Annotated in this window: 31 protein-coding genes and 1 riboswitch; of the genes, 12 read left to right on the forward strand and 19 right to left on the reverse strand. The window is 61.4% G+C overall.

Annotation, left to right across the window (positions count from 1 at the left end):
* Positions 1-62: 62 nt before the first annotated feature.
* Positions 63-920 (reverse strand): general stress protein, encoded by an 858-nt coding sequence (locus AUR04nite_RS16910; protein ID WP_174787901.1) that lies wholly within the window; start codon positions 918-920, stop codon positions 63-65.
* 131 nt (positions 921-1,051) lie between these two features.
* Here AUR04nite_RS16910 and AUR04nite_RS16915 point away from each other — a divergent pair, with 131 nt between their 5' ends.
* The 3 genes from AUR04nite_RS16915 (at position 1,052) to AUR04nite_RS16925 (ending at position 4,116) form a co-directional block, all read left to right on the forward strand.
* On the forward strand, positions 1,052-2,305 hold the full coding sequence (locus AUR04nite_RS16915; RefSeq protein ID WP_141367327.1) for a magnesium transporter MgtE N-terminal domain-containing protein: 1,254 nt from the start codon (positions 1,052-1,054) through the stop codon (positions 2,303-2,305).
* Positions 2,306-2,392: 87 nt separating this feature from the next.
* Positions 2,393-3,001 carry a DUF1003 domain-containing protein gene (locus tag AUR04nite_RS16920; RefSeq protein ID WP_141367329.1) on the forward strand — a complete coding sequence of 203 codons (609 nt, stop codon included), beginning with the start codon at positions 2,393-2,395 and terminating at the stop codon, positions 2,999-3,001.
* 5 nt (positions 3,002-3,006) lie between these two features.
* The gene (locus AUR04nite_RS16925; RefSeq protein ID WP_141367382.1) at positions 3,007-4,116 is read left to right on the forward strand and encodes an Mrp/NBP35 family ATP-binding protein; all 1,110 of its coding nucleotides are present in this window, start codon (positions 3,007-3,009) and stop codon (positions 4,114-4,116) included.
* A gap of 59 nt (positions 4,117-4,175) precedes the next feature.
* Here AUR04nite_RS16925 and AUR04nite_RS16930 read toward each other — a convergent pair whose 3' ends face one another.
* Positions 4,176-4,568 carry a sec-independent translocase gene (locus tag AUR04nite_RS16930; RefSeq protein WP_141367384.1) on the reverse strand — a complete coding sequence of 131 codons (393 nt, stop codon included), beginning with the start codon at positions 4,566-4,568 and terminating at the stop codon, positions 4,176-4,178.
* A gap of 70 nt (positions 4,569-4,638) precedes the next feature.
* The gene (gene sigE, locus AUR04nite_RS16935; protein ID WP_141367331.1) at positions 4,639-5,262 is read right to left on the reverse strand and encodes an RNA polymerase sigma factor SigE; all 624 of its coding nucleotides are present in this window, start codon (positions 5,260-5,262) and stop codon (positions 4,639-4,641) included.
* A 141-nt stretch (positions 5,263-5,403) separates the two neighbouring features.
* Between sigE and AUR04nite_RS16940 the strand changes: the two genes are divergently transcribed.
* A complete protein-coding gene (locus tag AUR04nite_RS16940; RefSeq protein WP_170184259.1) occupies positions 5,404-6,054 on the forward strand; it encodes an O-methyltransferase in 651 nt (216 codons plus the stop codon).
* Between the two features lie 78 nt (positions 6,055-6,132).
* On the opposite strand, the gene AUR04nite_RS16945 is transcribed toward AUR04nite_RS16940, so the two are convergent.
* The 3 genes from AUR04nite_RS16945 to AUR04nite_RS16955 form a co-directional block, all read right to left on the reverse strand.
* Positions 6,133-6,300 carry a DUF3117 domain-containing protein gene (locus AUR04nite_RS16945; protein ID WP_141367335.1) on the reverse strand — a complete coding sequence of 56 codons (168 nt, stop codon included), beginning with the start codon at positions 6,298-6,300 and terminating at the stop codon, positions 6,133-6,135.
* A gap of 125 nt (positions 6,301-6,425) precedes the next feature.
* On the reverse strand, positions 6,426-6,719 hold the full coding sequence (locus AUR04nite_RS16950) for a DivIVA domain-containing protein (protein ID WP_246055585.1): 294 nt from the start codon (positions 6,717-6,719) through the stop codon (positions 6,426-6,428).
* A 55-nt stretch (positions 6,720-6,774) separates the two neighbouring features.
* Positions 6,775-7,506: an LOG family protein gene (locus AUR04nite_RS16955; protein WP_407646715.1), complete on the reverse strand. Its 732-nt coding sequence runs from the start codon at positions 7,504-7,506 to the stop codon at positions 6,775-6,777.
* 225 nt (positions 7,507-7,731) lie between these two features.
* Here AUR04nite_RS16955 and AUR04nite_RS16960 point away from each other — a divergent pair, with 225 nt between their 5' ends.
* From AUR04nite_RS16960 to AUR04nite_RS16975, 4 genes are all read left to right on the forward strand, one after another.
* Entirely contained in the window at positions 7,732-8,463 is a 732-nt protein-coding gene (locus AUR04nite_RS16960) for an amino acid ABC transporter ATP-binding protein (protein WP_174787902.1), read from the forward strand.
* 31 nt (positions 8,464-8,494) lie between these two features.
* A complete protein-coding gene (locus tag AUR04nite_RS16965; RefSeq protein ID WP_141367343.1) occupies positions 8,495-9,331 on the forward strand; it encodes a glutamate ABC transporter substrate-binding protein in 837 nt (278 codons plus the stop codon).
* Positions 9,332-9,433: 102 nt separating this feature from the next.
* On the forward strand, positions 9,434-10,114 hold the full coding sequence (locus tag AUR04nite_RS16970) for an amino acid ABC transporter permease (RefSeq protein WP_141367345.1): 681 nt from the start codon (positions 9,434-9,436) through the stop codon (positions 10,112-10,114).
* Complete coding sequence (locus AUR04nite_RS16975; protein ID WP_141367347.1) at positions 10,111-10,938, forward strand: amino acid ABC transporter permease; 828 nt, start codon at positions 10,111-10,113, stop codon at positions 10,936-10,938. Before AUR04nite_RS16970 ends, AUR04nite_RS16975 begins: the two co-directional genes overlap by 4 nt.
* 78 nt (positions 10,939-11,016) lie before the next feature.
* Here the strand turns inward: AUR04nite_RS16975 and dapE are convergent, their stop codons facing one another.
* Positions 11,017-12,093, reverse strand: a complete 1,077-nt coding sequence (gene dapE / locus AUR04nite_RS16980) for a succinyl-diaminopimelate desuccinylase (RefSeq protein WP_141367348.1) — start codon at positions 12,091-12,093, stop codon at positions 11,017-11,019.
* 82 nt (positions 12,094-12,175) lie between these two features.
* Between dapE and dapD the strand changes: the two genes are divergently transcribed.
* The gene (dapD, locus tag AUR04nite_RS16985; RefSeq protein ID WP_141367350.1) at positions 12,176-13,132 is read left to right on the forward strand and encodes a 2,3,4,5-tetrahydropyridine-2,6-dicarboxylate N-succinyltransferase; all 957 of its coding nucleotides are present in this window, start codon (positions 12,176-12,178) and stop codon (positions 13,130-13,132) included.
* Between the two features lie 69 nt (positions 13,133-13,201).
* Here dapD and AUR04nite_RS16990 read toward each other — a convergent pair whose 3' ends face one another.
* The 4 genes from AUR04nite_RS16990 to fdxA all read right to left on the reverse strand — a co-directional run bounded on the left by AUR04nite_RS16990 (position 13,202) and on the right by fdxA (position 16,785).
* Positions 13,202-13,771, reverse strand: coding sequence for a hypothetical protein (locus AUR04nite_RS16990; protein ID WP_141367352.1), 570 nt, complete (start codon positions 13,769-13,771; stop codon positions 13,202-13,204).
* A 184-nt stretch (positions 13,772-13,955) separates the two neighbouring features.
* Positions 13,956-15,236 carry a citrate synthase gene (locus AUR04nite_RS16995; RefSeq protein WP_141367354.1) on the reverse strand — a complete coding sequence of 427 codons (1,281 nt, stop codon included), beginning with the start codon at positions 15,234-15,236 and terminating at the stop codon, positions 13,956-13,958.
* A gap of 98 nt (positions 15,237-15,334) precedes the next feature.
* Positions 15,335-16,450 carry a succinyldiaminopimelate transaminase gene (gene dapC / locus AUR04nite_RS17000; RefSeq protein WP_141367356.1) on the reverse strand — a complete coding sequence of 372 codons (1,116 nt, stop codon included), beginning with the start codon at positions 16,448-16,450 and terminating at the stop codon, positions 15,335-15,337.
* Between the two features lie 11 nt (positions 16,451-16,461).
* Positions 16,462-16,785, reverse strand: a complete 324-nt coding sequence (gene fdxA, locus AUR04nite_RS17005; protein WP_141367358.1) for a ferredoxin — start codon at positions 16,783-16,785, stop codon at positions 16,462-16,464.
* A 212-nt stretch (positions 16,786-16,997) separates the two neighbouring features.
* Between fdxA and AUR04nite_RS17010 the strand changes: the two genes are divergently transcribed.
* Both AUR04nite_RS17010 and AUR04nite_RS17015 read left to right on the forward strand, forming a co-directional pair.
* The gene (locus AUR04nite_RS17010) at positions 16,998-17,246 is read left to right on the forward strand and encodes a putative acetyltransferase (protein ID WP_141367360.1); all 249 of its coding nucleotides are present in this window, start codon (positions 16,998-17,000) and stop codon (positions 17,244-17,246) included.
* 93 nt (positions 17,247-17,339) lie between these two features.
* On the forward strand, positions 17,340-17,861 hold the full coding sequence (locus tag AUR04nite_RS17015) for a helix-turn-helix domain-containing protein (protein WP_141367362.1): 522 nt from the start codon (positions 17,340-17,342) through the stop codon (positions 17,859-17,861).
* 42 nt (positions 17,862-17,903) lie between these two features.
* On the opposite strand, the gene AUR04nite_RS17020 is transcribed toward AUR04nite_RS17015, so the two are convergent.
* The 7 genes from AUR04nite_RS17020 to thiO form a co-directional block, all read right to left on the reverse strand.
* On the reverse strand, positions 17,904-18,341 hold the full coding sequence (locus tag AUR04nite_RS17020; protein ID WP_141367364.1) for a hypothetical protein: 438 nt from the start codon (positions 18,339-18,341) through the stop codon (positions 17,904-17,906).
* Entirely contained in the window at positions 18,322-20,229 is a 1,908-nt protein-coding gene (gene typA, locus AUR04nite_RS17025; protein WP_141367366.1) for a translational GTPase TypA, read from the reverse strand. The genes AUR04nite_RS17020 and typA overlap by 20 nt, the downstream gene beginning before the upstream one ends.
* Before the next feature lie 145 nt (positions 20,230-20,374).
* Positions 20,375-20,917, reverse strand: a complete 543-nt coding sequence (locus AUR04nite_RS17030; protein WP_141367368.1) for a GNAT family N-acetyltransferase — start codon at positions 20,915-20,917, stop codon at positions 20,375-20,377.
* A gap of 4 nt (positions 20,918-20,921) precedes the next feature.
* Positions 20,922-22,085: a ThiF family adenylyltransferase gene (locus AUR04nite_RS17035; protein ID WP_141367370.1), complete on the reverse strand. Its 1,164-nt coding sequence runs from the start codon at positions 22,083-22,085 to the stop codon at positions 20,922-20,924.
* Positions 22,082-22,909 carry a thiazole synthase gene (locus AUR04nite_RS17040; RefSeq protein WP_141367372.1) on the reverse strand — a complete coding sequence of 276 codons (828 nt, stop codon included), beginning with the start codon at positions 22,907-22,909 and terminating at the stop codon, positions 22,082-22,084. Before AUR04nite_RS17040 ends, AUR04nite_RS17035 begins: the two co-directional genes overlap by 4 nt.
* 2 nt (positions 22,910-22,911) lie before the next feature.
* Positions 22,912-23,157 (reverse strand): sulfur carrier protein ThiS, encoded by a 246-nt coding sequence (gene thiS / locus AUR04nite_RS17045; RefSeq protein WP_141367374.1) that lies wholly within the window; start codon positions 23,155-23,157, stop codon positions 22,912-22,914.
* The gene (gene thiO, locus AUR04nite_RS17050) at positions 23,154-24,299 is read right to left on the reverse strand and encodes a glycine oxidase ThiO (RefSeq protein ID WP_141367376.1); all 1,146 of its coding nucleotides are present in this window, start codon (positions 24,297-24,299) and stop codon (positions 23,154-23,156) included. Before thiO ends, thiS begins: the two co-directional genes overlap by 4 nt.
* Positions 24,294-24,398, reverse strand: a riboswitch (TPP riboswitch). Its footprint overlaps the gene before it by 6 nt.
* 102 nt (positions 24,399-24,500) lie before the next feature.
* Between thiO and AUR04nite_RS17055 the strand changes: the two genes are divergently transcribed.
* Positions 24,501-25,445 (forward strand): GNAT family N-acetyltransferase, encoded by a 945-nt coding sequence (locus AUR04nite_RS17055; RefSeq protein ID WP_170184261.1) that lies wholly within the window; start codon positions 24,501-24,503, stop codon positions 25,443-25,445.
* Positions 25,446-25,535: 90 nt separating this feature from the next.
* On the opposite strand, the gene AUR04nite_RS17060 is transcribed toward AUR04nite_RS17055, so the two are convergent.
* Entirely contained in the window at positions 25,536-26,753 is a 1,218-nt protein-coding gene (locus tag AUR04nite_RS17060; RefSeq protein WP_141367380.1) for a mechanosensitive ion channel, read from the reverse strand.
* Positions 26,754-26,896: the final 143 nt, after the last annotated feature.

Genomic DNA, 26,896 nt, shown 5'->3' on the forward strand with positions numbered 1-26,896 from the left:
GGGGGCCTTCAGCACTAGTGCTGAAGGCCCCCGCCGTGTAGTTGTTTCTGGACCCAGCCGGGCTAGGCGTCCTTGTCTTTTGCTTCCTCGGCCTTTGGCTGCTCTGCCGGGGCTTCAGGCTCCGCCGGAGCTGCCGCAGGTGGTTCTTGTGCCGCCGGTGCAGCAGGCTGGGCCACTGTCGGTTCCTGGGCCGCCAGATCCTGGGCAGGCTCGGCGGCTGCGGCTGCTTCCTCGGCTGCTGGCTGTGCCGCCGGAGCCGGGGCGTCCACGCGCACACCATAGCGCGGGCGGCCGTCCGGCAGGTCCGGGAACTGTCCGCTGCGCGCGTCCTTCTTCTCGGGCGCTGCCGCTGGCTGAGTGCCCGTGGCCGCTGCTGGCGCCTGGGTAGGCTGCACCGGCTGCTGCACGGGGGCGTTTGCCATCGGCGGCTGCGGGCGCATCGGCAGCTTGGCTGCCAGGGCTCGGGCCGCCTGGGCGTTCTCGAAGTCCACCACCACATCGAAGCTAGTGGCCACGAATTGGCTGGAGGAGGCGAAGTCGCGCTTGCCGCGGCGGGTCGAATAGCTGATGACCCCGGCGATCATCCAGATCGCCATACCCAGGCCGACAGCCGAGAGAATCTGGTAGACGCCGTTGCTTCCACCGCTGAACAGCGACATCAGCAGTCCGACGAACAGGCCCATCATGGCGCCCTGTGCTGCGCCGGCCAAGGCAACCTTGGGGTAGGACAGCTTTGCGGTAACCCGTTCGACGGTTCGAACATCATTGCCGACGATGGTCACCGAAGCCACCGGGAAATTGTTGTCGGCCAGATAGTCGACGAGCTTTTGGGCGTCGAGGTAGCTGGTGTAGCGGCCCAGCAGCTCGCCGCGGGGCAGGCCGTTGGGGCTGATGGAATTTACTCCTTGTGGCGAGGTCATATCTATATTGTGCATTGAAATGCTGTGATTGCGCCCAGTTGTGGAGTTGCGATCACTGTGGGCGAAAGAAACCTTGGCATCATGTGTCATTGCGCACCGCAACTGCACCCTGTGCACGATAACCTAGAAGGGTGAGCGCACAAGTGTCAAAAATTTTCGTCGCCCGCCTGCTCGGGCTTGACGTCTTCGACCCCTTGGGCGACCGCCTAGGACGCTTACGCGACGTCGTGGTGGTCTCCCGCGGCCCGAAGAAGGCCCCTGCCTGTGTAGGCCTCGTCGTCGAGGTGCCCGGCAAACGCCGAGTCTTCGTGCCGATGACCCGCATCCAGTCCATGGAGTCCACCCAGATCATCTGCTCCGGACTGGTCAACATGCGCCGCTTCCAGCAGCGCGGCCAGGAGACGCTGATCGTCGCGGAGATGTTCGACCGCGTCATCAGCTTCGTGGACGGCAGCGGCAAGGGCGTCATCGAGGACATCGGCCTGTCCCAGACCCGCCGCGGGGACTGGGAGATCAACGAGTACTATGTGCAGCGCGGCGAGGCCACCACCTCGCTGCTGGGTCTTCGCAGCCGCAAACGCGACAAGGTCTTGGTCTCTTGGGAGGACATTCGCCACGGGGCACGCAGCGAACCACAGGCAGCCGACACCTTTGTGGCCACCCACGACGACATGAAGGCCGCCGACTTCGCCGACGCCCTGCATGAGATGAATGAAAAGCGCCGCCTTGAAATCGCCGCGCACCTGCAGGACGAGCGCCTGGCCGACGTGCTGCAGGAACTTCCGGACCGCGAGCAGGTCCAGATCCTCTCCGCCCTGGGCCTTGAACGCGCCGCCGACGTGCTGGAGGAAATGGACCCGGACGACGCGGCCGACCTTCTGGCCGAGGTCTCCGAGGAAACCAAGCACCAGCTGCTGGATCTGATGGATGAGGAAGAAGCCAAGGACGTGCGCCGTCTGCTGGCCTACCCCGAAGGGACCGCCGGCTCGATCATGACTCCCGTTCCGGTGATCCTGACCCCCGAGTCCACGGTGGCCGAGGCCCTGGCCTCGGTGCGCTTGGAGGAGCTCTCCCCCGCCCTGGCCTCCACCGTGTTCGTGGTGCGTCCACCGCTGGAAACCCCCACCGGCCGCTATTTGGGCCAGGTGCATATCCAGGCGCTGCTGCGCACCGCTCCGCCCAACCCGCTGGGCGACATCCTCGATACCGAGCTGGAGCCGATGTCGGATCTTGCCGACATCCAGGAAGTGGTCCGCCACCTGGCCACCTACAACCTCACCAGCGTCGGGGTGACGAACAAGGAAGGCCGCCTGGTCGGCGCCATTACCGTTGACGACGTGCTCGACCATCTGCTTCCCGACGATTGGCGCACCCAAGACGCCTGAGGGAACCGCAGCACATAAACGGTTCTTCGCCTCCGCCGGCGTGCGGACCATGCAATACACAGCTCAGCAGCAAAGGAGTTCACCGGTATGGCTGAACAGCGCAAGACTAGTGGCTTGGACACTCCCCTTGCAGCCCGCAAACGCTTCTGGCCAAAGTTCTCCCCCGACCCTGATGCGTTCGGTTCCACCACCGAGAAGTTCGCCCGCTTCATGGGCACTCCCCAGTTCCTGTTCTACATGACGCTGTTCTGTGCCTTCTGGCTGATCTGGAACACCTATGCACCGGTTGAATGGCGCTTTGACGATGCGACCATCGGATTCACGGCGCTGACTTTGATGCTCTCGCTGCAAGCTTCCTATGCAGCTCCGCTGCTGCTGCTGGCGCAGAACCGCCAGGATGACCGCGACCGCGTGGCGTTGACCGAGGACCGGGCCCGAGCCGAACGGAACCTGTCGGATACCGAATACCTGACCCGCGAGCTGGCCGGCCTGCGCCTTGCCCTGCGCGACGTAGCCACCCGCGACTACGTCCGTTCCGAGCTGCGAAATGTGCTGGAGGAGCTGTTGGAAACCGCCGACGGCGAAGAGCTGAACCTGAGGGCAAAACGCAAAAACAAGGGCAGTGCGGCACAGACCGGGCTGATCGACGTGGTCCCGCCTGTCCATACGAGCAACCGAAAGAACGACAAGCAGTGAGCGCAGTGCAAGATTTTCCCCAGGACCGGCTGCTTCGGGCCCTGGATTCCGTCATTGATCCGGAGCTGCGCAAGCCCATTACCGAGCTGGGCATGGTCTCAGCAGTGTCTGTGGAAGACTCCCGCGCGGCTGCGACGATCCTTTTGACTGTCGCAGGCTGTCCCATGCGTTCGACCATTGAGAACGATGTTCGCGCCGCCCTGCAGAAGCTCGACGGCATCGACCAGGTCGACGTTACCCTGGGCGTCATGGATCCGCACCAGCGCGCGGCGCTGCGTGAACAGCTGGCCAGCCGGCGCACCCCGTTTTCAGACCCTTCCTCGCTGACCCGGGTGATTGCAGTGGCCAGCGGAAAGGGCGGAGTGGGTAAGTCCTCGATCACAGCGAACCTGGCCGCCGCGCTGGCGGCCCAGGGCATGAAGGTCGGCCTGATCGACGCCGATGTCCATGGCTTCTCGATCCCGTCGCTGATGGGCATCACCCAGAAGCCGACCCGCGTGGATGACATGATCCTTCCGCCGGTGGCCCACGGGGTCAAGGTCATTTCCATCGGCATGTTTCTGGATTCGAACCAGCCGGTGATTTGGCGCGGCCCGATGCTGCACCGTTCCCTGGAGCAGTTCCTTTCCGATGTCTACTTCGGCGATTTGGACTACTTGTTCCTCGACCTGCCGCCGGGCACCGGCGACATGGCGATTTCCGTCTCCCAGCTGCTGCCGAACAGCGAGCTGCTGGTGATCACCACTCCCCAGTCAACTGCCACGGAGGTCGCTGAGCGCGCAGGCACCATTGCCCTGCAGACCCAACAGAAGGTGATTGGGGTGGTGGAGAACATGAGCTATCTGCAGCTTCCCGACGGCACCCGCATGGAGGTCTTCGGTTCGGGAGGAGGCCAGAAGCTCAGCGACTCGTTGAGCACCCAGCTTGGCTACCAGGTTCCGTTGCTGGCCCAGATTCCCTTGGAAGAATCCGTGCGCCTTGGGTCGGACCAGGGCAGCCCAGTGGTGCTCAGTGCACCGCCGGCGCCGGCTGCCGAGGCCCTGGCAGAACTTGCTTCCCAGGTGGGCCACCGTCCCCGTGGACTGGCTGGACGATCCCTCCCCCTGTCGCTCTAGCGCCCGGGCACAAAAATCCCCGCAGCTTTCGCTGCGGGGATTCTCCATATATAAAGTTTCTAGGTCGCTTCGTTGTCGAAAGGCGCGGGTTCATTTGCGCTAAGCGGAGCCTGGCTTGCAACATGCGGCGCAATGGCCGTTCGGACCGGAGCGGCTGCGGCCTCGGGCTTTCCCTTTGCTGCGTTCAGTGCGTCGTCGAAGTCGTCCACCAAGGCTTCCTTAATGATCCGCCGAGGGTCATACTGCCGAGGGTCCAGCTTGCGCCAGTCGATATCAGCGACCTCGTCGCCGACCTCTTCGCGCAGCTGCTCCTTGGCGCCGTTGGCCATGCGGCGAACTTCTTTGACGAGATTTGCCAGTTTTTTGGCATACTCAGGAAGTTTCTCGGGCCCAAGCACAACGACCGCGAGTACAGCGAGAATAATAAACTCGCTGCCATTGATACCAAACAAATCCACGTATTTAAGATTACCTTGTCCAAATCAAACAGGCTAAGCCAGCGCGCTAGGGCGCGCCGTAATGTTAGCCCTGTACTGCGGTGCGCCGGCCCAGCGGCAGGCGTGGCAGAGAAACCGTCTTCGGTGCCTTTGCCGCAGGATTGCGGTGGGCCAATGCGTCGCGCAGCATGGCGCGGCCGCGGTGGATGCGCGAACGGACTGTTCCCAGCTTCACATCAAGGATCTGGGAGACTTCCTCGTATGAGAAGCCTTCGAGGTCGCAGAGCACGATTGCCGCGCGGTATTCGGGGCTCAATGCCTTCAAGGCCGCCTGCACGTCGACATCCAAGTTATTGAACTCGAAATGGCGTTCCGGCGACGGGGCGCTGCCTGGCATCTTGTCTTCTGCGCCATCGGCAAATCTGTCGAAGCGGATCTTGCTCTTGCGCCGTGCCTGGTCAAGGAAGAGGTTGGTGGTGATGCGGTGCAGCCAGCCGCCCATAGTTCCCGGGGTGTAGCCATCCAGCGCCTTGAAGGCTCGGACAAATGCTTCCTGGGAAAGGTCTTCAGCGTCTTGGCGGTTGCCGGTCAGCCGATAGGCCAATCTGAATACCTGCTGGCCGTGGTCGCTGACCATCTGCTCCCAGGACGGCACGGTGGTTTCCGGGTGCGCCAGGGTGGCAGTTGAGTCATTTCGCGTGTTGTTCACAGTTAAATTATGTGCGATTAAGCTGAGCTACAGCTAAGAATCGCCTGCGCAGCAGATAGCAACCGCCAACCACGGCGAAGAGAAGTACGATTGTCCTGTCCCTAAACGCAAAATTCCAAGGACCAAGCCTCAATGCCTTCGATGAATTCAGAACTTCTTGCGAGCTGGAGCTTCAGCCAGACCCAGATCCACGAGAAGGACTCTGTCGCACCAGTGCGTGAACGCTCTGCCGATTTAGGGGTGAAATGCATTGATCCTGCTGGCCGCTCAATGCTGCAGCTACTGTGCACGCTGCGCCGTCCGAAGAATATTGTAGAGATCGGTTCGGGAGTCGGGGTGGCATCGCTGGCCATGCTCGAGGTCCTCGGCGCCGACTGCACGCTGACCGCCATCGAATCCAATCTCGAACATGCAAACGCCATGCGCCAGGGACTGCGCGAGGCAGGCATTGCCTCGGCCCAGGCACGCATCATCCACGAACGCGCGGAAAACGTCTTGGCCCGCCTTGCCGACCATGCCTACGACCTGGTGCTCATTGATGCCGGCGGAGAACTGCTGCTGGAGTATGTTGCGGAAGCCAAGAGGCTGATCGGCCCTTCCGGAGTCATCGTCGTAAACAATGCCTTCGACAATCACAAGCTTCCCAAGCCTGCCGTGCGCCAGGCATCAACGGTAGCCACACGCGATGCGCTGCGGATGCTGCGCGAAGACCCTCGACTCATCACGCACCTGCTGCCCAGCGAACAAGGACTGTTCGTCGCCTCGCTGCGCCCGATGCCTAGACGCAAATAGCACTCAGCAGACAACAAAAAGGACCGACATCTCGTCGGTCCTTCCTTGTTAACGCCGCTAGCGGGCCAAAGCTAATAGCTATTCGGTGACTTCAACCAGGCAATTGCGCAGTTCGGTTGCTTCATCGTTGTTCAGTTCAACGACTAGACGTCCGCCGCCATCGATAGGCAGTCGCAAAATCAGGCTTCGCCCTTCCTTGGTGACTTCCATTGGACCGTCGCCCGTGCGTGGCTTCATCGCAGCCATGTAAGCTATTCCCTTCGTCTATCGATTGTATGCAGCGCAAAAAATACTCTGCGATCAATCTATTGCCTGGTTCTACTTCGCTTCCATTATGTCGCTGAGTAGGAACCACTTACCTATTATTATTGCTAATTTTGTTCAGTGTCGCTAATCACACGCCGAGAACTCAGCTCACGAATTTCATTTTCAAGCCTGGTGATCTCCGCCGAAAGCACATCTAAAGTGTCGTCCACCTGGTCGCAGCGGTACCCGCGAAGGCCCAGGGAGAACTTCACCTTTTCGATATCCTCAGCACGCGGATGTTCGGGAAGCAGCACCGGAGGAAGCGATGCATGCGGTTCAGCCAGTCCAACAATCGGTTCTGGGACAGCTTCGAAGTGTCGGCCGGTGTCGCTGATCTTCCGATGCCGGGTCAACAGCATCGCCGCGGCGCCGACTACTAGCAGGGCAAGGACTATGAGAAGGAAAGGCACTGTTCTACTGCCCCGTCGCCCGTGCGGCCGCCGCCTGGTTCATCGCAGTGAAGACGATATCTACGGCCTCGTCCGGATCGTCGGTCAACGTGAACAGGTCCAAGTCTTCGGGGGAAATGCAGCGTTCCTTGGCGACAATGTCCTTCAGCCAGTCCACCAATCCGCCCCAGTACTCGGTGCCGACCAGAACGATGGGGAAGGTAGTGATTTTCTTGGTCTGCACGAGAGTCAGCGCTTCAAACAGTTCATCCAGAGTTCCGAAGCCACCTGGCAGCACGATGAATCCCTGCGAATACTTGACGAACATGGTTTTGCGCACGAAGAAATAGCGGAAGTTCATGCCCTTGTTCACCCAGGTGTTCAAGCCTGTTTCAAAGGGAAGTTCGATGCCCAGCCCAACGGAAATTCCATCCTTGTCGGCGGCGCCCATATTCGCGGCTTCCATTGCACCCGGTCCGCCGCCGGTAATCGTGGTGACCCCGGCTTCTGCCAACCGCTGTCCGATGCGGTAAGCCTGCTTGTAGTATGGGCTGTCGACCTCGGTTCGGGCAGAACCGAAAACGGCAACCGCCGGTCCGGTGTCAGACATGGAACCAAAGCCTGAGACGAACTCAGACTGGATGCGCAGCACCCGCCACACATCGGTATGGGTGACGTCTTCCTGCGGGCTTTCCAGCAGATAGTGGTCGAGCTGATTCTCCGGCTTCTTCCCCGGCCAGCTCGCCTCAATGTGCATTTTGCGTCCAGCACGAGCGTTTTCTTCACTCTTTCGCTTATGAACCATGACTTCACTCTATCCGCTGACCGGTATTTTTTTGGTCAAGCTTGAAGAGTTGGTTACAGAACAATTTCATAACAACTCGCTGTGACCTGTTCGAAGTCTCGCGTTGCGCACGTCACATCAAGTATTGTCTATGCCATGAACAGCGATCATCAGGCAGAAGCATCTTCGGGCGGCCCAATTGTCCGCCTGGCTGGGGTCAATAAGCACTACGGGGCGCTTCACGTCTTGAACAACATCAATCTGGATGTCGTCAAGGGCGAGGTCGTCGTGATCCTGGGTCCTTCCGGCTCGGGCAAGTCAACTCTGTGCCGCACCATCAACCGCTTGGAAACCATCGACGAGGGCACCATCACCATTGATGGCAAGACTCTTCCGGAGGAAGGCAAGGCGTTGGCGCGTCTGCGCGCCGACGTCGGCATGGTGTTCCAGTCATTCAACCTCTTTGCACACAAGACGATCCTTGAGAACGTGACCTTGGGCCCAATCAAGGTCAAGGGCATGAAGAAGAGCGAGGCGGACAAGCTCGCCATGCAGCTGTTGGAGCGCGTCGGCGTGGCGAACCAGGCGGCAAAGCTTCCAGCCCAGCTTTCCGGCGGCCAGCAGCAGCGCGTTGCCATCGCCCGCGCCTTGGCGATGAAGCCAAAGGTGATGCTTTTCGACGAGCCCACCAGTGCGCTGGATCCTGAAATGATCAACGAGGTTCTGGACACCATGGTGTCGCTGGCCCGCGAAGGCATGACCATGCTCGTGGTCACCCACGAGATGGGCTTCGCGCGCAAGGCCGCCGACCGAGTGATCTTCATGGCCGACGGGCAGATCGTCGAACAAGCTACCCCTGAAGAATTCTTTACCAACCCTCAGAGTGCGCGTGCCAAGGACTTCTTGAGCAAGCTCATTACCAACCACTAAGCATCATCACCGCAACCTACTAGGAGGAACAATGCGGAAGAATCGTTTCGGAGCATTCGCTGCAATGGCTGCAGTGGCGGCCCTCACCCTCACCGCCTGCGGCGGCAGCGACGCGGGCGGTGGCGCCAGCTCGGACGGCGACAAGGTTCGCATCGGCATCAAGTTCGACCAGCCAGGCCTCGGCTTCAAGGACGGCGACAAGTACACCGGCTTCGACGTCGACGTCGCACGCTATGTGGCCAATGAACTGGGCTACGACGAGGGCAAGATCGAATTCGTGTCGGCTCCTTCGGCCAACCGCGAGACCCTGTTGGAAACCAAGCAGGTTGACATGATCTTCGCGACCTACACCATCAACGACGCCCGCAAGGAACGCGTTGCTTTCGCAGGCCCATACTTCATCGCTGGCCAGGATCTGTTGGTGCGTGCCGATGACACCGCGATCACCGGCAAGGACTCACTTGATGGCAAGAAGCTGTGCTCGGTGACCGGCTCAACTTCGGCTGAAAATGTGAAGAAGGACGTACCAGGCGTGAACCTGGTGGAGCAGCAGGGCTACGCAGACTGCCTGGGACTGCTTGAGTCCGGCAGCATCGACGCCATCACCACCGATGACATCATCCTTGCAGGCCTGGCCGCAACCACCGCCAACAAGGGCAAGTTCAAAGTCGTCGGCGCACCATTCTCCGAGGAGCCATACGGCGTGGGTCTGAACAAGGAAAACAACAAGTGCGAGGCCATCAACACCGCCATCAAGAAGATGATCGATTCCGGTGAATGGAAGAAGGCACTGGACAAGAACACCGAAGGCACCGGCTACAAGCCTTCGGATCTGAATCCACCAACCAAGTTCGAATCCTGCAGCTAAGCCTTAGCTCGCTTTACAAACCGATGGTGCTGCGCCCGGACGCAACAGCCTGGCACAGCACCATCGGTTTCCAGCTCATCGATCGACCAAGGAGATACAGCCGTGGAAGGCTATTTAAGTCTTTGGGATGAATACGGTGCGCGCATCATGGAGTCCTTCTGGGCTAACCTGCAGCTCACCTTCTGGGCATTCATCGCCTGTGCCGTATTGGGAACGATTCTGGCAATTATGCGAATCTCACCGATCCCCAGCCTGCGCGCATTTGGCACTGCCTACGTAAACATCTTCCGCAATACCCCGCTGACCATCATCATCGCATTCGGCGTCTTCGTCCTCTTCGGAGTCTTCAAACTCCAGCTGTCCGAAGACTTCCAATTCAACTTCTTCCTGATCGCCATCATCGGCTTGACGATCTACCATGCGTCGTTCTTTTGCGAAGCAATCCGTTCGGGCGTGAATACCGTGCCGCTGGGCCAAGCCGAAGCTGCCCGCGCCATCGGCTTGGGCTTCCTCCCGGCGGCCCGCATGGTCATCCTGCCCCAGGCCTTCCGCGGCGCAATTGTCCCGATGGGCAATGTCCTGATCGCCCTGATCAAGAACACCACTGTGGCAGTCGCCGGCTCGGTGGCTGAAATCTCGGGCCTGATGAAAACCATGATCGAGCTTCGAGCCGATCAAGGCATCTTGATCTTCCTGACCGTAGCAATGATGTTCGTAGTGATCGTCGTGCCGATCGGCTTGCTAATCACCAGCCTCTCCAAGAAACTGGCGGTGGCACGATGAGCGCTCCACAGCAATCGGTACTTTTTGATGCTCCCGGGCCCAAGGCCCGAAGGCGCATCCTGATCATCAACATCCTGGGCGTCCTGGCCCTGATCGGGCTTCTGGTCTATCTGGTCATCGGGCTCAAGGGCGCCGGCGAATTGGCGCCCGCAAAATGGAATGTCTTCCTCAAGGGCTCCAGTTGGGAAAGCTACATCCTGCCCGGCTTGTACAAGACCCTGCAGGCTGCGGCCATCTCGATCGTGACCTCGCTGCTCTTCGGCTTCATCTTCGGCATGGGACGCCTGTCCCACACCAAGGTGATCAACTGGGCGAGCACAGTCGTGGTCGAATTCTTCCGTGCGGTACCCGTGCTGCTGATGATGCTGTTCCTCTGGATCATGCTCGCCAACTCCGGGATCGTCAATGCCCAGGATTCGCCGTTCTACGCGGTGGTCATCGGCCTGACCCTGTACAACGGATCGGTGATTGCCGAGCTGATCCGCTCCGGCGTTCATGGCCTGCCCAAAGGACAGCGCGAGGCAGGCATCGCCATCGGCTTGACCCGTTCGCAGAGCCTGCGCCTGATCGAGATTCCTCAGGCATTGACTGCCATGCTGCCTGCGTTGATCAGCCAGTTCATTGTGATCTTGAAAGACTCGGCCCTGGGCTACATCATCAACTTCAACGAGCTGCTGTTCAATGCCAAGCTGTTGGGTACCGGCAATTCGAATATGCTGCAGGCCTTGGTGATTGCTGCGGCGATCTTCATCATCCTGAACTTCGCCCTGTCCAAGCTGGCATCATATGTGTCCAGCCGGCTGAGCTCTCGTTCGGCGGACTAGCACCGCAACGACAAGAAAAACCTCGGGGAACATTCCAACTGTGGATTGTTCCTCGAGGTTTTTCGCGGTTTCGGAGTGCTAGCTCAGCCAGGCCCGGAGGCTGGCAAGACAGTCCCGCACTGCCTGCTGCGGCACATGCTCGTCATCCGAATGGGCCAGCAGCGCGTCGCCTGGGCCGAAATTCACCGCCGGGATGCCTAGGGCCGAGAATCGCGCGACGTCGGTCCACCCGTATTTTGGCTTGGGCTCCTGCCCCAGCACCGAGATCAGTTCCGCGGCGATCGCCTGGTCCAGTCCGGGGCGTGCCCCGTCGGCCCCGTCGGTGCGCTCGACGTCAAAGCCCTCGAACAGCTCGCGAACTACTGCTTCTGCCTGCTCCAGATTCTTATCCGGTGCGAAGCGGTAGTTCACCTCGACCTCGCAGTAATCGGGGATGACATTGCCTGCCACTCCCCCGCTGATGCGCACGGCGTTCATCCCTTCACGGAAATCCAATCCTTCAACGGTAATGGTCTTCGGCTCGTAGTCTGCCAGCCGGCCCAGCACCTTGGCGGCGTCGTGGATCGCATTGTGCCCCATCCAGGCCCGGGCCGAGTGCGCCGCCTGGCCGTGGGTGCGCACCAGGAACCGGCTGGTGCCATTACAGCCGCCCTCCACCGTTCCGTTGGTCGGCTCCAGCAGAATTGCGAAGTCGGCCGATAACAGTTCTGGAGTGTTTTTTGCCAGGCGTCCCAGTCCTGACTTGGAGGCTTCGACTTCTTCATGGTCGTAGAAGATGAAGGTGATGTCGTGTTTGGGCGCTGTCAGCTCGGCTGCCAGCGCGAGCTGTACCGCCACGCCGCCCTTCATGTCGGTAGCACCGCGTCCGTAGAGCACGCCATCCACGACCTGCGAGGGCACGGTGCCCTTGGCTCCCTCGGTGCGCGGCAGCGGAACCGTGTCGATATGGCCCGCCAGGACCACGCGCCGTTCGCGACCCAGTTCGGTCCGTGCAACGATCGCGTCCCCATCGCGGTGCACGCGTAGGTGTCCAAGCCCGCTCAGAGCGTCAAAGATGACATCTGCCAGCTGGGTTTCATTTCCGGAGACCGATTCAATGTTCATGATTTCTTCGGTCAACACTGCAACATCTTGGCGCAGGTCTAGTTCATTCATCGTGGCCGCTGTCCTACGTATAGTGCTTCACTAGCTTGTCATTTTTAAACGTTACAGCTTACCGAAACGTTAAGATCAGTGTATGACTTCTGAATCTGTGACAGCATCTAGTGACTCATCTGTACGTTTGGCTTCCGGTCACGGGCTTGCCACAATCGCCTCGGACGGCACCGTCCTGGACGTCTGGTACCCCGCACCGGCACTGGGCGAATTGGACAGCTACTCGGAGCTGGCCGGTGAACTGTCCGCCGCCGCGGCCGACGACGATGCGCGCGGCACCACGCAGAAGCTGGTATCGCTGACCATCAATCTTGACGTGGCTCCTGCCGACACCGCCGATGTCTGGCTGCGCCTGCACCTGCTCTCCCATCGCCTGGTTACTCCGAACAGCATCAACTTAGACGGCATCTTCGGACATCTTGCCAACGTTGTCTGGACCAATTTCGGCCCTTGCTCCGTGGAGAACTTCGAGGTCACCCGCCTGCGGCTACGGGCCCGCGGCAACGTGGACGTGTACGGCGTGGACAAGTTCCCGCGCATGGTCGACTATGTGCTGCCATCGGGTGTGCGCATTGCCGACGCCGACCGCGTGCGCCTCGGAGCCCATCTGGCAGAAGGCACCACCGTGATGCACGAGGGCTTCGTCAACTTCAATGCCGGCACCCTGGGCGCCTCCATGGTCGAAGGCCGCATCTCTGCTTCGGTGGTTGTGGGCAACGGCTCCGATGTGGGCGGCGGCGCCTCGATCATGGGCACCCTGTCCGGGGGCGGCAAGGAGCGAATTGTCATCGGCGAACGCGTACTGTTGGGCGCCAATGCCGGTGTGGGCATTTCCATCGGTGATGATTCGGTTGTTGAGGCGGGCCTGTATGTCACCGCCGGCACCCGCGTTGCGGTCAACGGCGAGGTTGTTAAAGCCCTAGAGCTCTCAGGTGTTCCCAACCTGCTCTTCCGACGCAATTCGGTCACCGGTGCTGTGGAAGCACTGCCACGTGCCGGCCAGACTGTTGAGCTGAACAGCGCTCTGCACGCCAACTAGTCTGCAATTTAATGTGCGAATGCCGGGGAACTACCGTTCCCCGGCATTCACTGTTTTGGCCTCGATCAGCTATTCGGGAAAGATAATCGTTACCATGGGCTGGATAAATCCCTGAAATGCCTTGGAGTCCCGCAACAACGAGGAACTGGCAATGATCGTCGCCCCTCCGGTCAGCCAAGCGCGCGGCTCTTTGAGCGGCACATCGATGATCTGCACATGCTTCTGCTCATCGGTTTGGCCGTGATCTACCCCGCGTTCGATCAGAAGCTGTTCAATCTCGTCCATGCGTTCTGGAATATAGCTGTGGCTGTGTGAATCAAACTCCTGTGCGTGCTGCTGGGCGAAGAGCGTGGTCTGTCCATAATGGGAGCGGGCCAGCCGGGCCAGTTCCGGGTACCCTTCCCGTTCAAGCCATTCAAGCAGCTGTGGTCCAGTGGCGGCGTTTCCCGGTGCGCCGCCTGCGGTCAGCGAGTCCCACCACGAACCCCATTCCTGTTTGATTTGTCCGTGAACCAGATGCGGGCTGGTTCGTTCCTTCACCTCCGAGGCCAGTTTACAGTTGGGTCCTACTTCCAGCGGGTTGACTCCCGCCACCTCGCGAAGATAAAGAGCCATCAGCAAATGCGGATCGGTATACATGGTCAAAGACCAATTTGTGCCACGACGAAAATACATCTAAACCACCTGACTCGCCGGAGGGTCTTTGTAGGCCCTCTGCCCCTTAGGATACGCCTGAACTAGGGGTTAAAACAGCGTTGGGCGGGGAACCCACGTAAGTGGATTCCCCGCCCAACGGCAGGATTCTGGCAACCGGTCCCTTAGCTTAGACGCCTGGGTAGTTGCGAGCGGTTTCGCCCATGTACAGCTGACGCGGACGGCCGATCTTGGTTTCTGGATCCGAGATCATTTCACGCCACTGCGCGATCCAGCCCGGCAGGCGTCCGATCGCGAACAGCACGGTGAACATCTTTTCCGGGAAGCCCATGGCGGTGTAGATCAAGCCGGTGTAGAAGTCTACGTTCGGGTACAGCTTGCGCGAGATGAAGTAATCGTCGCTCAGTGCCTTCTCTTCCAGGCTCATCGCAATGTCCAGCAGCTCGTTGTTGCCCTGCTTAGCCAACAGGTCGTGTGCGGTCTTCTTGATGATCTTGGCGCGAGGATCGTAGTTCTTGTACACGCGGTGGCCGAAGCCCATCAGGCGTACGCCGTCTTCCTTGTTCTTGACCTTCTCCATGTAGGCATCTGGGGTGATGCCCGAAGCCTTGATTTCGCGCAGCATCTTCAGCACTGCTTCGTTGGCGCCGCCGTGGGCGGGGCCGGAGAGCGCATGGATTCCTGCGGAAACCGACGCGAACAGGTTGGCGTCCGAGGAGCCGACCAGGCGAACGGTGGAGGTCGAGCAGTTCTGCTCGTGGTCTGCGTGCAGGATCAGCAGCAAGTCAAGTGCCTTGACCATTTCCGGATCCAGTTCGTAAGGCTCCGCTGCGGTGCCGAAGCACAGGCGCAGGAAGTTCTCCACCATGTTCATGGAGTTGTCCGGGTACAGCAGAGCCTGTCCGATGGACTTCTTGTGAGCGTAGGCGGCCAGTACAGGCAGCTTGGCCAGCAGGCGCAAAGTGGAGCGCTCAACCTGGGCGCTGTCCTTTGGATCCAGCGAATCCTGGTACCAGGTCGACAGTGCCGACACTGCCGAGGAAAGCACCGGCATCGGGTGTGCGTCGCGCGGGAAGCCGCCGAAGAAGCTCTTGAGCTCTTCGTGCAGCAGGGTGTGGCGGCGCAGCGAGTTGTCGAAATCGGACAGCTGCTGCGGGGTTGGCAGTTCGCCATGGATCAGCAGGTAGGTGACCTCGGTGAAGTTCGAGTGCTCTGCCAGCTGCTCGATCGGGTATCCGCGGTAGCGCAGGATGCCTGCGTCGCCGTCGATGTAGGTGATTGCAGACTTGGTAGCTGCGGTGTTCATGAAGCCTGGGTCATAGGCAACATTCCCGGTGGTCTTCAAAAGTGGCGCCACGTTGAAACCGTTGTTGCCTTCAGCGGCCGGAATGACCGGCAGTTCAAGGTTAGTTTCACCAAAATGTAGCTGTGCAGACGTCGTGTCTGTCATTGCATCTCCTAACCGGAAAGCGTGTAGTTCCGAAAGGTCAGTCGTCAACGTAGAACATACCGTGTTTTTGGCCAATTCTGCCAATCAGCGTGTCATCTTCATCGGTTGACGGAAGAATTCAACCGTTCAACGGCAGCAGCAATCCTCTCATCGCTCGCAGTGAGCGCCACCCGGACATGCTGCTCGCCGTGAGTTCCGTAGAAGACGCCCGGTCCTGCCACAATTCCCAGCTCTGCTAGGCGTTGAATGGTGGTGAAGCTGGGCTTCCCTTCGGTGCACCACAGGTACAGCCCGGCCACCGAATCCTCGATCTCCAGCCCGAAATTTTCCAATGCGGGGCGCAGTGCGGCCCGGCGAGCCCGATAGATATCACGTTGCACAGTGACATGCACATCATCATTGAGCGCGACCACCATGGCGTGCTGAATGGGACCCGGGACGATCATGCCTGCATGCTTGCGGCTGTTGACCAGGGTGGGCATCAAGTTCGGGGCGCCGGCGATGAATGCCGCGCGGTAGCCGGCAAGATTGGACTGCTTGGACAGCGAGTACAGGGCGAACAGGTCATCGAGGTTGCCGCCGTTGACCCGCGCATCCAGAATGCTGGGGACCTGGCCCTCATACTGATCCCAGCCCAGCTCGGCGTAGCACTCGTCCGAGGCGACCACTGCTCCGAGCTCTCTGGCGGTGTCGACGACCTGGCGCAGCTGCTCAACGCTGCGCACCTTGCCGGTGGGGTTGCCTGGCGAGTTGACCCAGATCAGCTTAACCTTCGCGCGCTCTGCGGCGCTGAGGCTGTCAAGGTCGTCGGTGGCGATGGGGGTAGCCCCTACCAGCTGGGCGCCGATGTCATAGGTCGGGTACGCGATCTTGGGGCGAACCACAATATCGCCGGGGCCGATTCCAAGGAACAGCGGCAGCCAGGCCACCATTTCCTTGGAACCGACGGTGGGCATGACGTCTTCAAGACCCAGCCCTGAGACGTTGCGGCGGCGGGCGAACCAGTCGATGATTGCCTGGCGCACTTCTTCGGTGCCCTGTGTGGTTGGGTAGCCGTGGGAGTTCGCCGCCTGGTGCAGCGCATCTTGGATGAGCTGCGGGGTATCGTCGATCGGCGTGCCGATCGAGAGATCCACGACCCCTCCTGGGTGCTTTGCCGCTAGCTCGCGATAAGGTGCGAGCTGATTCCAGGGGTAGTCGGGGAGCTCAAGCATGAGTGATAAACCTAGCCTTGGTTCTGTGGTGGCAAGGCAGCGACGAATGGGTGGTCGGTGCCGGTGTTACCAATCTTAGCGGCGCCGCCGGGCGAACCAAGTTCATCGAAAAATTCTACGTTGGCCTTGTAATAGTCGGCCCACTCATCTGGCACATCATCTTCGTAGTAGATGGCCTCAACCGGACACACCGGCTCGCAGGCGCCGCAGTCAACACATTCATCCGGGTGGATGTAGAGCGAACGGTCGCCTTCGTAGATGCAATCAACCGGGCATTCTTCGACGCACGCCTTGTCTTTCACGTCGACGCACGGCTGAGCGATGATGTAAGTCACGGGAGCTGCGACCTTTCCTTGCACATTGGGGTTTCAACTAAAGCCCGTTGGATTCCAATATGCTCATTGAATCCTTTACAAGCTCAAAGTACAGTCTAGTCCTGTTGCTAGGACTTCCAAGATCCCCGGTGACAGCTGTGACGTAACCGACCATTCACATTTCGATTATTGTCACTTTAGATGAATTCTTTTTACAGAAATATGACTTAAGCATGCTGAATTTCAACGATTTAACCCCTGGGGACCGTATTGTTCTCCGTTATCGTTTAGACCCGCAGGAACTGTCCGGCCCCACCCTCAGCGATGCAATAGGCCATGTGGTGGAGGTTACAGAATCGCTCGTCGTGTTGGAAACACGCGGCGGCATCGTGGAAATTCAGCGCTCGAAGATTACCAATGCAAAACGGGTGCCGCCTGCTCCCCCGCGGCGCAGGGCGCGTGTCGACCCCAGCTCCAACTAGGCCGCGCGGAAAAGAAAATATCGCTGGGCAATGAGTTTCGACATGTGATTTGAAACTACCAATCACTGAGCGTTTTTCGCGTATGCTGGCAGTATGCCAACCGATGAACTTGTTCAAGCCCGTGCACGCGCCCTCAGCTCTCCGCTGCGGCTGCGGATCCTGCGCCTGTGCTTGCATGAATCACGGACCAACAAGGAAATCGCAGATATCCTGCAACTGAACCCTGCTACGTCCCTCCACCACGTTCGCACCCTGGTCAACAACGGCTTCCTGGAGGCCGAGGAGCCGCGTCGCGGCAACCGCGGCGCCAAAGAGGTCCCGTACCGCAGCACCAAGCTCTCCTGGGGAACCCGCATCCCGGACGCCGCCCCCATGCTTGTGGACACCTTCCTGCAGGAGATCGACGGCCTGGCCCCTCAGGAAATGCAGGTGGTCCGCGTCGGCCTGAAACTCAGCGAGGCTTCGCAGAAGGAAATGATGGGTCGTCTGCGGGAAGTGATCGAAGACTACGCCATGCGCGACCCTGAAGAAGGCGGGGTGCCGACCTCCCTGTTCCTGGCCCACCATCTGGATCTGACAGGCAATGACCGCCGGGACATCGAAACTTCTGATTAACCAAAAAATATGGCGTCCTTCTTTCGAAGGACGCCATATTTTTTAGGCTTCTCGGTGCCTGCGGCGCATCACGCGCAGCGCAGCCATCAGGGCGATAACCGCCGGAACCACCATCCCGTACATCCACAGCATGGAGGCGAGGGTCGGTCCTGGCAGGTACTTGAAGTAGGCGGAGGACAGAATCATCTGGTCATGCCCCACATAGGAAATCAATCCCACGGTGACATAACAGCCGATGAAACCGATAGCTCCGGCCCACATCTTCCCCGAAGAGATCGCCGCCCAGTACACCAGCAGGCCCAGCAGCAGCCAGGCCAGCCCTACGCCCCAAATGATCGGGACGTCGCCGGCGTAGAACAGCGATGCGTGGATGGTGGTGCCGAAAATGCCCGCCGCAACGGCGGCAACCACACCACGCAGTACTGCGTTGAGGTTGCCGCCTTGCGGGCTGCGCAGCTTGTTAGGCGCGGGAGCGGGCACGGGTTGCCTTGGCGCGGTCGTTGGCGTTCAGCAGCACCTTGCGGATGCGGATTGCCTCCGGGGTGACCTCCACGCACTCGTCTTCGCGAGCGAATTCGAGCGACTCTTCAAGGGTCAGGGTGCGTGGCGGGGTCAGGTTCTCGAAGCTATCCGAGGAAGCTGCACGCATGTTGGTGAGCTTCTTTTCCTTGGTGATGTTCACGTCCATGTCATCTGCACGCGAGTTCTCGCCGACGATCATGCCCTCGTAGACCTCTTCGGTTGGCTTCACGAAGAAGCTCATGCGCTCCTGCAGGTTGATCATCGCGAATGGAGTGACAACGCCTGCGCGGTCGGCAACGATCGAACCGTTGATGCGGTATTCGATTGGGCCTGCCCATGGCTCGTAGCCCTCGGCCAGCGAGGCGGCAATGCCGGCGCCGCGGGTTTCGGTCATGAAGCGGGTGCGGAAGCCGATCAGGCCGCGGGCTGGAACCATGAATTCCATGCGGACCCAGCCGGTGCCGTGGTTGGCCATGTTGGTCATGCGGCCCTTGCGCGATGCCATCAGCTGGGTGATGGCGCCCAGGTACTCGTCAGGCACGTCAATGGTCATGTGCTCCATTGGCTCGTGGACCTTGCCGTCGATCATCTTGGTCACAACCTGCGGCTTGCCCACGGTCAGCTCGAAGCCTTCGCGGCGCATCTGCTCAACGAGGATTGCCAGTGCCAGTTCGCCACGGCCCTGAACTTCCCAAGCATCCGGACGCTCGGTTGGCAGAACGTTCAACGAAACGTTGCCGATCAGTTCCTTGTCGAGGCGGTCCTTGACCTGGCGTGCGGTGACCTTGGCGCCCTTGACCTTGCCGGCCAGCGGCGAGGTGTTGATGCCGATGGTCATGGAGATCGCTGGTGGATCAACGGTGATCAGCGGCAGCGGCTTCGGGTTCTCCAGATCGGTGAGGGTTTCGCCGATCATGATGTCTTCGATGCCTGCCACTGCGACGATTTCGCCGGCGCCGGCCTCTTCAGCTGGAACGCGGGTCAGGCCCTTGGTGGCCAGCAGTTCGGTGATCTTGACCTGCTTGAGGGTGCCGTCCTGGCGGGCCCAGGCAACCTGCTGGCCCTTGCGCAGGGTGCCGTTGAAGATGCGCAGCAGTGCCAGGCGGCCGAGGAATGGCGATGCGTCAAGGTTGGTCACGTGGGCCTGCAGAACTTCACCCTCGGTGAAGGTCGGGGCTGGAACGTGCTTAATGATGGTCTCGAACAGCGGCTCGAGGTCTTCGTTGTCCGGCAGCGAGCCGTCGGCTGGCTGGTTCATCGAAGCGTAGCCGGCCTTGCCCGAGGCGAAGACGACTGGAACGTTCAAGATGGCGTCCAGGTCCAGGTCCGGCGCTTCGTCGGCCAGGTCGGAGGCCAGGCCCAGCAGCAGGTCCATGGAGTCGGAGACGACGCCGTCGATGCGGGCATCGGCGCGGTCGGTCTTGTTCACAACGATGATGACCGGCAGGTGTGCAGCCAGTGCCTTGCGCAGCACGAAGCGGGTCTGCGGCAGCGGGCCTTCAGAAGCATCCACCAGCAGGACAACGCCGTCGACCATGGACAGGCCGCGCTCGACCTCTCCGCCGAAGTCAGCGTGGCCCGGGGTGTCGATGACGTTGATGGTCATCTTCTTGCCGTTGGCTGCTGGACCTTCGTAGAACACGGTGGTGTTCTTGGCAAGGATGGTGATGCCCTTTTCGCGTTCCAGCTCGCCGGAGTCCATCACGCGGTCTTCGGTTTCACCGTGGCTGTCGAAAGCGCCGGTCTGCTGAAGCATTGCGTTGACCAGGGTGGTCTTGCCGTGGTCAACGTGCGCAACGATGGCTACGTTGCGCAGTTCGTCGCGGCTCGTGATGTTATCTGACATGCGTGAAGGCTCACTTCTGCTCGAGTTAAGGGTCTAAGGAGTCGGGGCCATTCTCGACCCAACGTTCTATTTTACGCCCTATGGAATGTACATCTGTTGATCTGTGGCAAAACATACAGAAAAAACCTTCTGTAAGGCCGGTGAACTAGCTGGCGCGGCCGGTGGGAACCCAGAATCGCAATTCTTCGACCCCCTCGGCGTTTCGCACGGTGGGCAGCTGCGCATCCAGCACCCCGCCGCAGGCGATGATGGTCGCCTTGGACCCTTCGTTGTCCGCATTGCAGGTGATCAGCGCCCGGTCGACACCGGCTGCCGCGAGTTCCTGCAGCCCGAAGCGGCACAGCGCCGCGGCGACGCCCTGGCGCCGCGCCTCGGGCAGCACCCCATAGCCAATGTGCCCACCGACGTGGCCCAGCGACTCGTTCAGTTCATAACGCACCGACACGCGGCCGACGATATGGCCGTGGTCCACAGCGACGAAGAACCCGCTGCGCACCCACCCTTCGGGCAGGTGTTCGCCGCGGCGCCAGGATAACATCCGGTAGGTGTATTCGTCCCAGCTTTCGCCTTTGCTCGTCCAGAACAGGAAGTGGAAGTCATCGGCCAGCAGTTCCTGATGGGCATCCAGCGCCTGCTGTTCATCGGCGCTGTTCAGTTCGCGGAAGTCAAGGTCCTCAGAGCGGATCATCACCCTAGTATGTCAGCTCTTCGCCGCGGATCTGTGCGTACCAGCCGACGGTGCCTCCGGAAAGGTTCAGCAGCTGCACCGCCGGGGCGCCAGTCGACAGGGCCACGGCGGCCTGCTGCGAGCGGACTCCCGACTTGCAGGCAAGCACTAGGTGCCGTACTCCTGCCAGGTCGATTGCGCCCCAGCCTTCATCCAGCACTCGGCCCAGCGGAATGTGGGTGCTGCCGGGGATGGCCGCAAGTTCCCGTTCCCAGCCCTCGCGCACGTCGATGACCAGCGTCTCTCCCCCGGCGCGCAGCTGCTCCAGTTCCTGTGCATCGATCTGCTCGATGGCAGGGCCGACGGCGCAGAGCACCGGCTGGTAGTCGCCCAACTCGGTCACCGGTTCGCGCTGCGGGTCGCGTTCAAATCCGAGGGTGCGCACGGTGGAGTTCAGCGCGTCGTAGAGCCACAGCTTGCCCGAGAGGGTTTCGCCAACTCCGGTGATCAGCTTCAGCGCCTCGACAGCCATCAGCGAACCGACCACGCCGCACAGGGCGCCGAAGACCCCGCCCTCGGCGCAGCTTGGCACCGAGTCGGCATCCGGGATCTCCGGGAAGAGGTCGCGCAGCATCGGCCCGGTCCGCGGGTCGAAGACCGAAACCTGGCCGGAGAACTGGAAGAGCGTGCCCCAGACCAGCGGCGTGCCGGTGATCTCCGCCGCGTCGTTGGACAGGTAGCGGGTGGCGAAGTTGTCGCTGCCGTCGATCACCAGGTCGTAGTCGGTGAACAGCTGCAGCGCGTTCTGCGTGCTCAGCCGCTCGGGGATGGCGATGACCTCCACCGAATCGTTCAGCTCGGAGGCCAGCCGGGTCACCGAGTCCACCTTGCGCGCCCCGACATCCTGCTGGCGGTGCATGCTCTGGCGCTGCAGGTTGGAGGATTCCACGGTGTCGTCGTCCAAGACTGCCAAGGTGCCCACCCCGGCGGCGATCAGGTAGTTGGCGATCGGGCTGCCCAGCCCTCCGGCGCCGATGACCAGCACCTTGGCATTGAGAATGCGCCGCTGGCCCAGCTGCCCTACCCCGGGCAGGGTCAGGTGGCGTGAATAGCGGGCCAGCTGTCCGCGGTCCAGTTCTGCCGCCGGCTCGACCAGCGGCGCACGCTGCGCGGCGGGAGCCAGGCTCATGAGAACTCTCCGACCAGGGTCTTCATCAGCCCTTCGCTGGGCGAGGAAGCCAGGGCCATGTCACGCACCGGGATGCGCCCAGCCAGCCGGGCCGCGCGCCCTGCCCGCACGGCGTCGCGCATTGCGGCGGCCATCAGCGGCGCGTTGTGCGCGCGGGTCACCGCGCTGGCCAGCAGCACCGCGTCGCAGCCGAGCTCCATCGCCTTGGCGGCGTCCGAGGCGGTGCCCACCCCGGCATCCAAGATCACCGGTACGGTGGCGCGCGAGACGATGGTGGAGATGTTGTGCGGGTTCAGGATGCCAAGCCCGGAACCGATCGGCGCCCCGGCGGGCATGACTGCGGCCACCCCGGCATCCTGCAGGCGCAGCGCCAGGGCGGGATCGTCATTGGTGTAGGCGAAGACCTCGAAGCCGTCGGCCACCAGTTGTTCGGCGGCGGCGAAGAGCTCCAGCGGGTCTGGCAGCAGGGTGTGCTCGTCGGCGATCACTTCCAGCTTGATCCAGTTGGTTTCCAACGCCTCGCGGGCCAGCTGCGCGGTGAGCACCGCGTCGCGGGCGGTGAAGCATCCGGCGGTATTGGGCAGCGGGGCCACATTGTTTCGGGCCAGCAGCTCGTAGACGCTGCCGGAGGCGGACGCCCCAGCGGCGCCGAAGTGGCGGATGGACACGGTGGTCAGCTCGGTTCCGGAGACCGCAAGCGCGGTTTCCAGGGTATTCAGCGAGGTGGCGCCGCCGGTGCCGAGGATCAGCCGGGAGCCGAAGGTGCGCCCTGCCACCTCAAAGGGGTCGTTGGCGGTGGATAGTTCGGTGATGTTCTGGCTCATGCTCAGCCTCCCTGTGCCGCGGTGACGAGTTCTACACTGTGGCCTTCGCCCAGTTCCCTGGCCGCCCAGCCGCTGCGCGGAACGACTGCGCCGTTCACTGCCGCGGCCAGGCCCAGCTTGCTGCCGTCCACCGCCTGGCCTGCTTCTGTCAGTTCCTTGCCGATGTGCCCGGCGATGATCTCAAGCAGCGTGGTGCCTGCCGGCACACTGGTGGGCTGCGAGTTGAAGTTGATTTCGATGGTGCTCATCGGTGCATCTCCATAATGGTTGGTGCGGGTGTTTCTTCGTTGGCCTGGCGGCCGGCGAACCTGTTGGGGTCCACCGCCGCCGCGTGGTCTTGGTTTGCTGCGGCGCCCAGCACCAGGTCTGCGGTGAGCGCGGAGCCCAGCGGCGACAGCAGCACGCCGTGGCGCGAGTAGCCGGTGGAAATCACCAGGGATTCATCCACGCGGCCGATCAGCGGCCTGTCATCCGGGGTGCCGGGCCGGGCCCGGGCAATCACTTCATTCAGCGAGCAGTCGACGATCCCCGGCACCAGGCGCCGGGCGTTGTCCAGCAGCTTGTGCAGGTGCCCGATGTTGACCTGCGAGTTGCCGTCTTCGCGGCTGCTGGCTCCCAGCACAATGCTTCCGTCCTTGCGCGGGACCAGGTAGACGGCCTCGCGGTGCACGATGCCGCGGATGGTTCGGCTCAGCAGCGGGTAGCGGGCCGGGCCCTGCATGCGCAGGATGTCTCCGTAGACCGGGCGCAGCGGCAGCTTCGGCGCTCCCGGCACCTGGCCCAGGCCGGCGGCGAGCACGATCTGGTCGCCTTCCACGATCCGCCCGCTGCTGGTGCGCACGGCTCGGGTTGCTCCATTGACGCTGATCAGTTCCGTTGCCGCTTCGGCGATGATCCTGTCTGCGAAAAGTTCTCCCAAGATCCCGGTAACCGAGCGCGGGTCGATCTGGTGGTCGTCCTTGCACAGCACCGCTCCGGCGATATTGCTTGCCAGCGCCGGTTCCAGTCGGCGGGCGGCGCTGGGCAGCAGCGTTTCGGCGCTGAAGCCCAGGGAGTTCTGCAGTTCGACCAGGTCGTGCAAGGCGTCCCGGTCGGCAGGTTCTGCGGCGATCACCAGGGTTGAATTCTGAAGGTAGTCAGGACGCCGTCCGGTCACATCTTCGATCCGCCGCACGAAGTCTGGGTAAAGCTCGTTGGATGCTCCCAGCAGCTCGTGCAGGATGCCCTGGCCCCAGGTGGTTTCTCCTGCGGGGGCCAGCATGCCGGCGGCGGCGCGGCTGGCGCCCTGGCCGCTGGTTGGGTCTATCAGGGTGACTTCACACCCACGGGACTGCAATTCGAAAGCTGTAGCCAGTCCGATGATTCCGGCACCAATGATGACAACGTGCATCGAGCACATCCTTCCTACGGCGGCATGATCCGCATCAGGTTTGGCGGTCGGCTCGGTGCCCTCTCAGCCTGGTCGGTTCAGGCTCCCGCGGAGGTTCAAGCGATTATAGGCATGAGCCGCCCTGCAATGGCTAAACGTAAGACTTTTTCCCCGTCATCTTTGCTGCGGTAGGTTGCTGACATGCAGAAAAACAGGACGCCAGTGGATTTATCCCCCACCAGCGCATTAGGACTGGAACTGATCGGCCTTGAGGAGTCATTGCTCGACCCGGCCATTCGCAGCGACGCCGCCGCGCTGGCTGGGCTGCTGCATGAGCGGTTCGAGGAGGTCGGCGCTTCAGGCAGGCAGTTCTCCAAGGCTGGAATGATCGATGCGCTGCTCACCGACCCGCAGATTCAACCAGTAGAAAAGTCAACCCGTTTAGGCATCGATGACCCGCGGCTGCTGCAGCTTAGCGAGGACTGCGTGCTCCTGCGCTACCAATTGAACGCCCAGACCGCCTCCCGGCGCAGCTCGCTGTGGGTGCGCGGCGGCCGGCGGTGGCAGCTGTTCTTCCACCAGGGCACCACGGCGCCCGAACCCCGGCCTGTGGATCATCCCGCGCCAGCGCCCGCGGCGGCGGCCTCCGGCGCCTATCTGCGCCGGCTGCACCCTGATGACGCGAACGCGGTCTTCGAGGCCTTCAGTTCAGCACCGGACATGGCGCGCCAGGGAGAGGTCGGCTCCCTGGAACAGGCCCGCATCTACATCCAGTTCCTGCTTTCCGCAGAATCCTCGCAGCATCCGCTGGCGGTGTGCCTAGATGCACAGCTGGTGGGCCTGGTCTGTGCGCGGATCGATGACACGAACAAAAACGCCTGGGTCTGGTATTGGATGCATGCCGGCTATCGGGGCCGCGGCCTAACCAGCCAGGCGGTGCGGGCGCTGGCGGCACAATTGTTCGAGGACTGCGGCATGCAGCGCCTCGAATTGGGGCTGCGCGCCAACAACCCGGCCTCCAAGGCGGTCGCCGAATCCGCCGGATTCCTGCTGGAAGGCGTTGAGCGCGGCAAGTTCCTGATCGACGGCGAGCGCATCGACGTGCTGTGCTATTCCCGGCTGACCAGCGATCCGGCGCCGGCCGGAAAGGTCCTTGCCATCTACTAGCCTGAGTGACAACGCGGCAGCGGCGGGAGGCATTGGGAGTATTCCCGATGCCTCCCGCCGCCGCGTTGCCGTGCGTCCCTGCGGATGGTGTTAGATGCCTGCCGGCGGGGTCGGCCCGGCTGACCCGTCGAACGGCTTGGGATCGGCCTCGATCTTTGACAGGGTCTTGGCCGCCGCATCGCGGCCGCCCAGCCCGAAGGCGAGTGCCGCGGCCAGCGCCGCTCCGATGACCACTGCGCCGAAGGCCATGTTGATGATCGAGTCGGCAATGCCCATGTACTTCAAGCCCATGGCCACAAACAGGGCGATGGCCGTGTAGCGGATGATCTTTGATGCGGTCGTTTCGCCAAGGAACCTGCCGATCACGTTGGCCACTACGAAGCCGGCGGCAATGATCGCCGCACCAAAGAGGATCTTGCCGCCCAGCGCCAGGATCTCGTTGAGGATGTGGGTAATCGCCGGGAAGTTCAGCATGGTGGCGGCCATGACGCCGAAGAACAGCACAATGGCGATCTTGACGATTCCGGCGATGATTCCCGAAGCGCTCTGCCCCTCGGGGACGACGCCCCAGCCATCCACAACCCGGTCTGTGCCTACAGCGTGCAGCGTTGATTCAAGCAGCTGCCCGACGAACTTGGCGATCAGGAAGCCCACTGCCAGCAGTGCCAGCGCGATGAGCACCTGCGGGATGGCGGTGAAGACCATTTGCAGCATCTGCTCTGCAGGCTGCGAGATCGCGGCGATGCCCAGCACCTGAAGCGCCGCGATGGCCACGACCAGCAGGATCAGGGCAAAGACGACGTTCGCGATGATCTGGACCGTTTTGCCCTGGACCTCGTGGGCCTGCTGCGGGTCGACCGCATGGTCCTTGGGTGTGAGCTTGTGGAACAGCGCAGTGAAGTCCACTGCGCCCAGCCCGGTGGTCAGCAGCTGCCTGACAATATTGGCCAGGACGAAGCCGATGAAGAAGATGAAGCCTGCGCCGATGAGGTTCGGGATGAACGCCATGACCGCTGCCAGCATGCCCTGCACGGGGGCGAGGACTTCAGAAAGGGCGAAGACCTGGAGGATGGCCACCAAGCCGAAAAGCCACACGATCAGGCCCGCGACCTTGCCCAGCGACTGGCCGATCTGTTGCCCGTCGTTGCCCTGTTTTTGAAGGAATTTCACCCTGGTGACCAGCTTGGCCGCCGCCCAGCGAACTAGCCGGGCAATGAGCCAGGTGATGATGAGGATGATCAGCGCGATGACTATCTTCTGTAGCATCGACGCCCAATCGATATTGCCTAGAACGTTCTCAGACTGCATTGCTGCTCCTTTAACGTAGGGACATTTCCGACACTACGAGCAGCTATCACAGCTGACTAGAGAAAAATTATTCCTCTCAGTCAACTGACAGAATTCAAATACGGCAGCGGGCGCCGCCGGGAATTTCATCCTGGCGGCGCCCG

Origin of the sequence: Glutamicibacter uratoxydans, assembly GCF_006539925.1 — a bacterium.
GTDB lineage: Bacteria > Actinomycetota > Actinomycetes > Actinomycetales > Micrococcaceae > Glutamicibacter > Glutamicibacter uratoxydans.

Bases quoted from the DNA above. Each gene is read 5' to 3' on its own strand.
- AUR04nite_RS16910 (WP_174787901.1), bottom strand. From the start codon at position 920: ATGACCTCGCCACAAGGAGTAAATTCCATCAGCCCCAACGGCCTGCCC.
- AUR04nite_RS16920 (WP_141367329.1), top strand. From the start codon at position 2,393: ATGGCTGAACAGCGCAAGACTAGTGGCTTGGACACTCCCCTTGCAGCC.
- AUR04nite_RS16940 (WP_170184259.1), top strand. From the start codon at position 5,404: ATGAATTCAGAACTTCTTGCGAGCTGGAGCTTCAGCCAGACCCAGATC.
- AUR04nite_RS16945 (WP_141367335.1), bottom strand. From the start codon at position 6,300: ATGGCTGCGATGAAGCCACGCACGGGCGACGGTCCAATGGAAGTCACC.
- AUR04nite_RS16950 (WP_246055585.1), bottom strand. From the start codon at position 6,719: ATGCTGTTGACCCGGCATCGGAAGATCAGCGACACCGGCCGACACTTC.
- AUR04nite_RS16955 (WP_407646715.1), bottom strand. From the start codon at position 7,506: ATGCACATTGAGGCGAGCTGGCCGGGGAAGAAGCCGGAGAATCAGCTC.
- AUR04nite_RS16965 (WP_141367343.1), top strand. From the start codon at position 8,495: ATGCGGAAGAATCGTTTCGGAGCATTCGCTGCAATGGCTGCAGTGGCG.
- AUR04nite_RS16975 (WP_141367347.1), top strand. From the start codon at position 10,111: ATGAGCGCTCCACAGCAATCGGTACTTTTTGATGCTCCCGGGCCCAAG.
- dapE (WP_141367348.1), bottom strand. From the start codon at position 12,093: ATGAATGAACTAGACCTGCGCCAAGATGTTGCAGTGTTGACCGAAGAA.
- dapD (WP_141367350.1), top strand. From the start codon at position 12,176: ATGACTTCTGAATCTGTGACAGCATCTAGTGACTCATCTGTACGTTTG.
- AUR04nite_RS16990 (WP_141367352.1), bottom strand. From the start codon at position 13,771: ATGTATACCGATCCGCATTTGCTGATGGCTCTTTATCTTCGCGAGGTG.
- AUR04nite_RS16995 (WP_141367354.1), bottom strand. From the start codon at position 15,236: ATGACAGACACGACGTCTGCACAGCTACATTTTGGTGAAACTAACCTT.
- dapC (WP_141367356.1), bottom strand. From the start codon at position 16,450: ATGCTTGAGCTCCCCGACTACCCCTGGAATCAGCTCGCACCTTATCGC.
- AUR04nite_RS17010 (WP_141367360.1), top strand. From the start codon at position 16,998: ATGCTGAATTTCAACGATTTAACCCCTGGGGACCGTATTGTTCTCCGT.
- AUR04nite_RS17015 (WP_141367362.1), top strand. From the start codon at position 17,340: ATGCCAACCGATGAACTTGTTCAAGCCCGTGCACGCGCCCTCAGCTCT.
- typA (WP_141367366.1), bottom strand. From the start codon at position 20,229: ATGTCAGATAACATCACGAGCCGCGACGAACTGCGCAACGTAGCCATC.
- AUR04nite_RS17030 (WP_141367368.1), bottom strand. From the start codon at position 20,917: ATGATCCGCTCTGAGGACCTTGACTTCCGCGAACTGAACAGCGCCGAT.
- AUR04nite_RS17035 (WP_141367370.1), bottom strand. From the start codon at position 22,085: ATGAGCCTGGCTCCCGCCGCGCAGCGTGCGCCGCTGGTCGAGCCGGCG.
- AUR04nite_RS17040 (WP_141367372.1), bottom strand. From the start codon at position 22,909: ATGAGCCAGAACATCACCGAACTATCCACCGCCAACGACCCCTTTGAG.
- thiS (WP_141367374.1), bottom strand. From the start codon at position 23,157: ATGAGCACCATCGAAATCAACTTCAACTCGCAGCCCACCAGTGTGCCG.
- thiO (WP_141367376.1), bottom strand. From the start codon at position 24,299: ATGCACGTTGTCATCATTGGTGCCGGAATCATCGGACTGGCTACAGCT.
- AUR04nite_RS17060 (WP_141367380.1), bottom strand. From the start codon at position 26,753: ATGCAGTCTGAGAACGTTCTAGGCAATATCGATTGGGCGTCGATGCTA.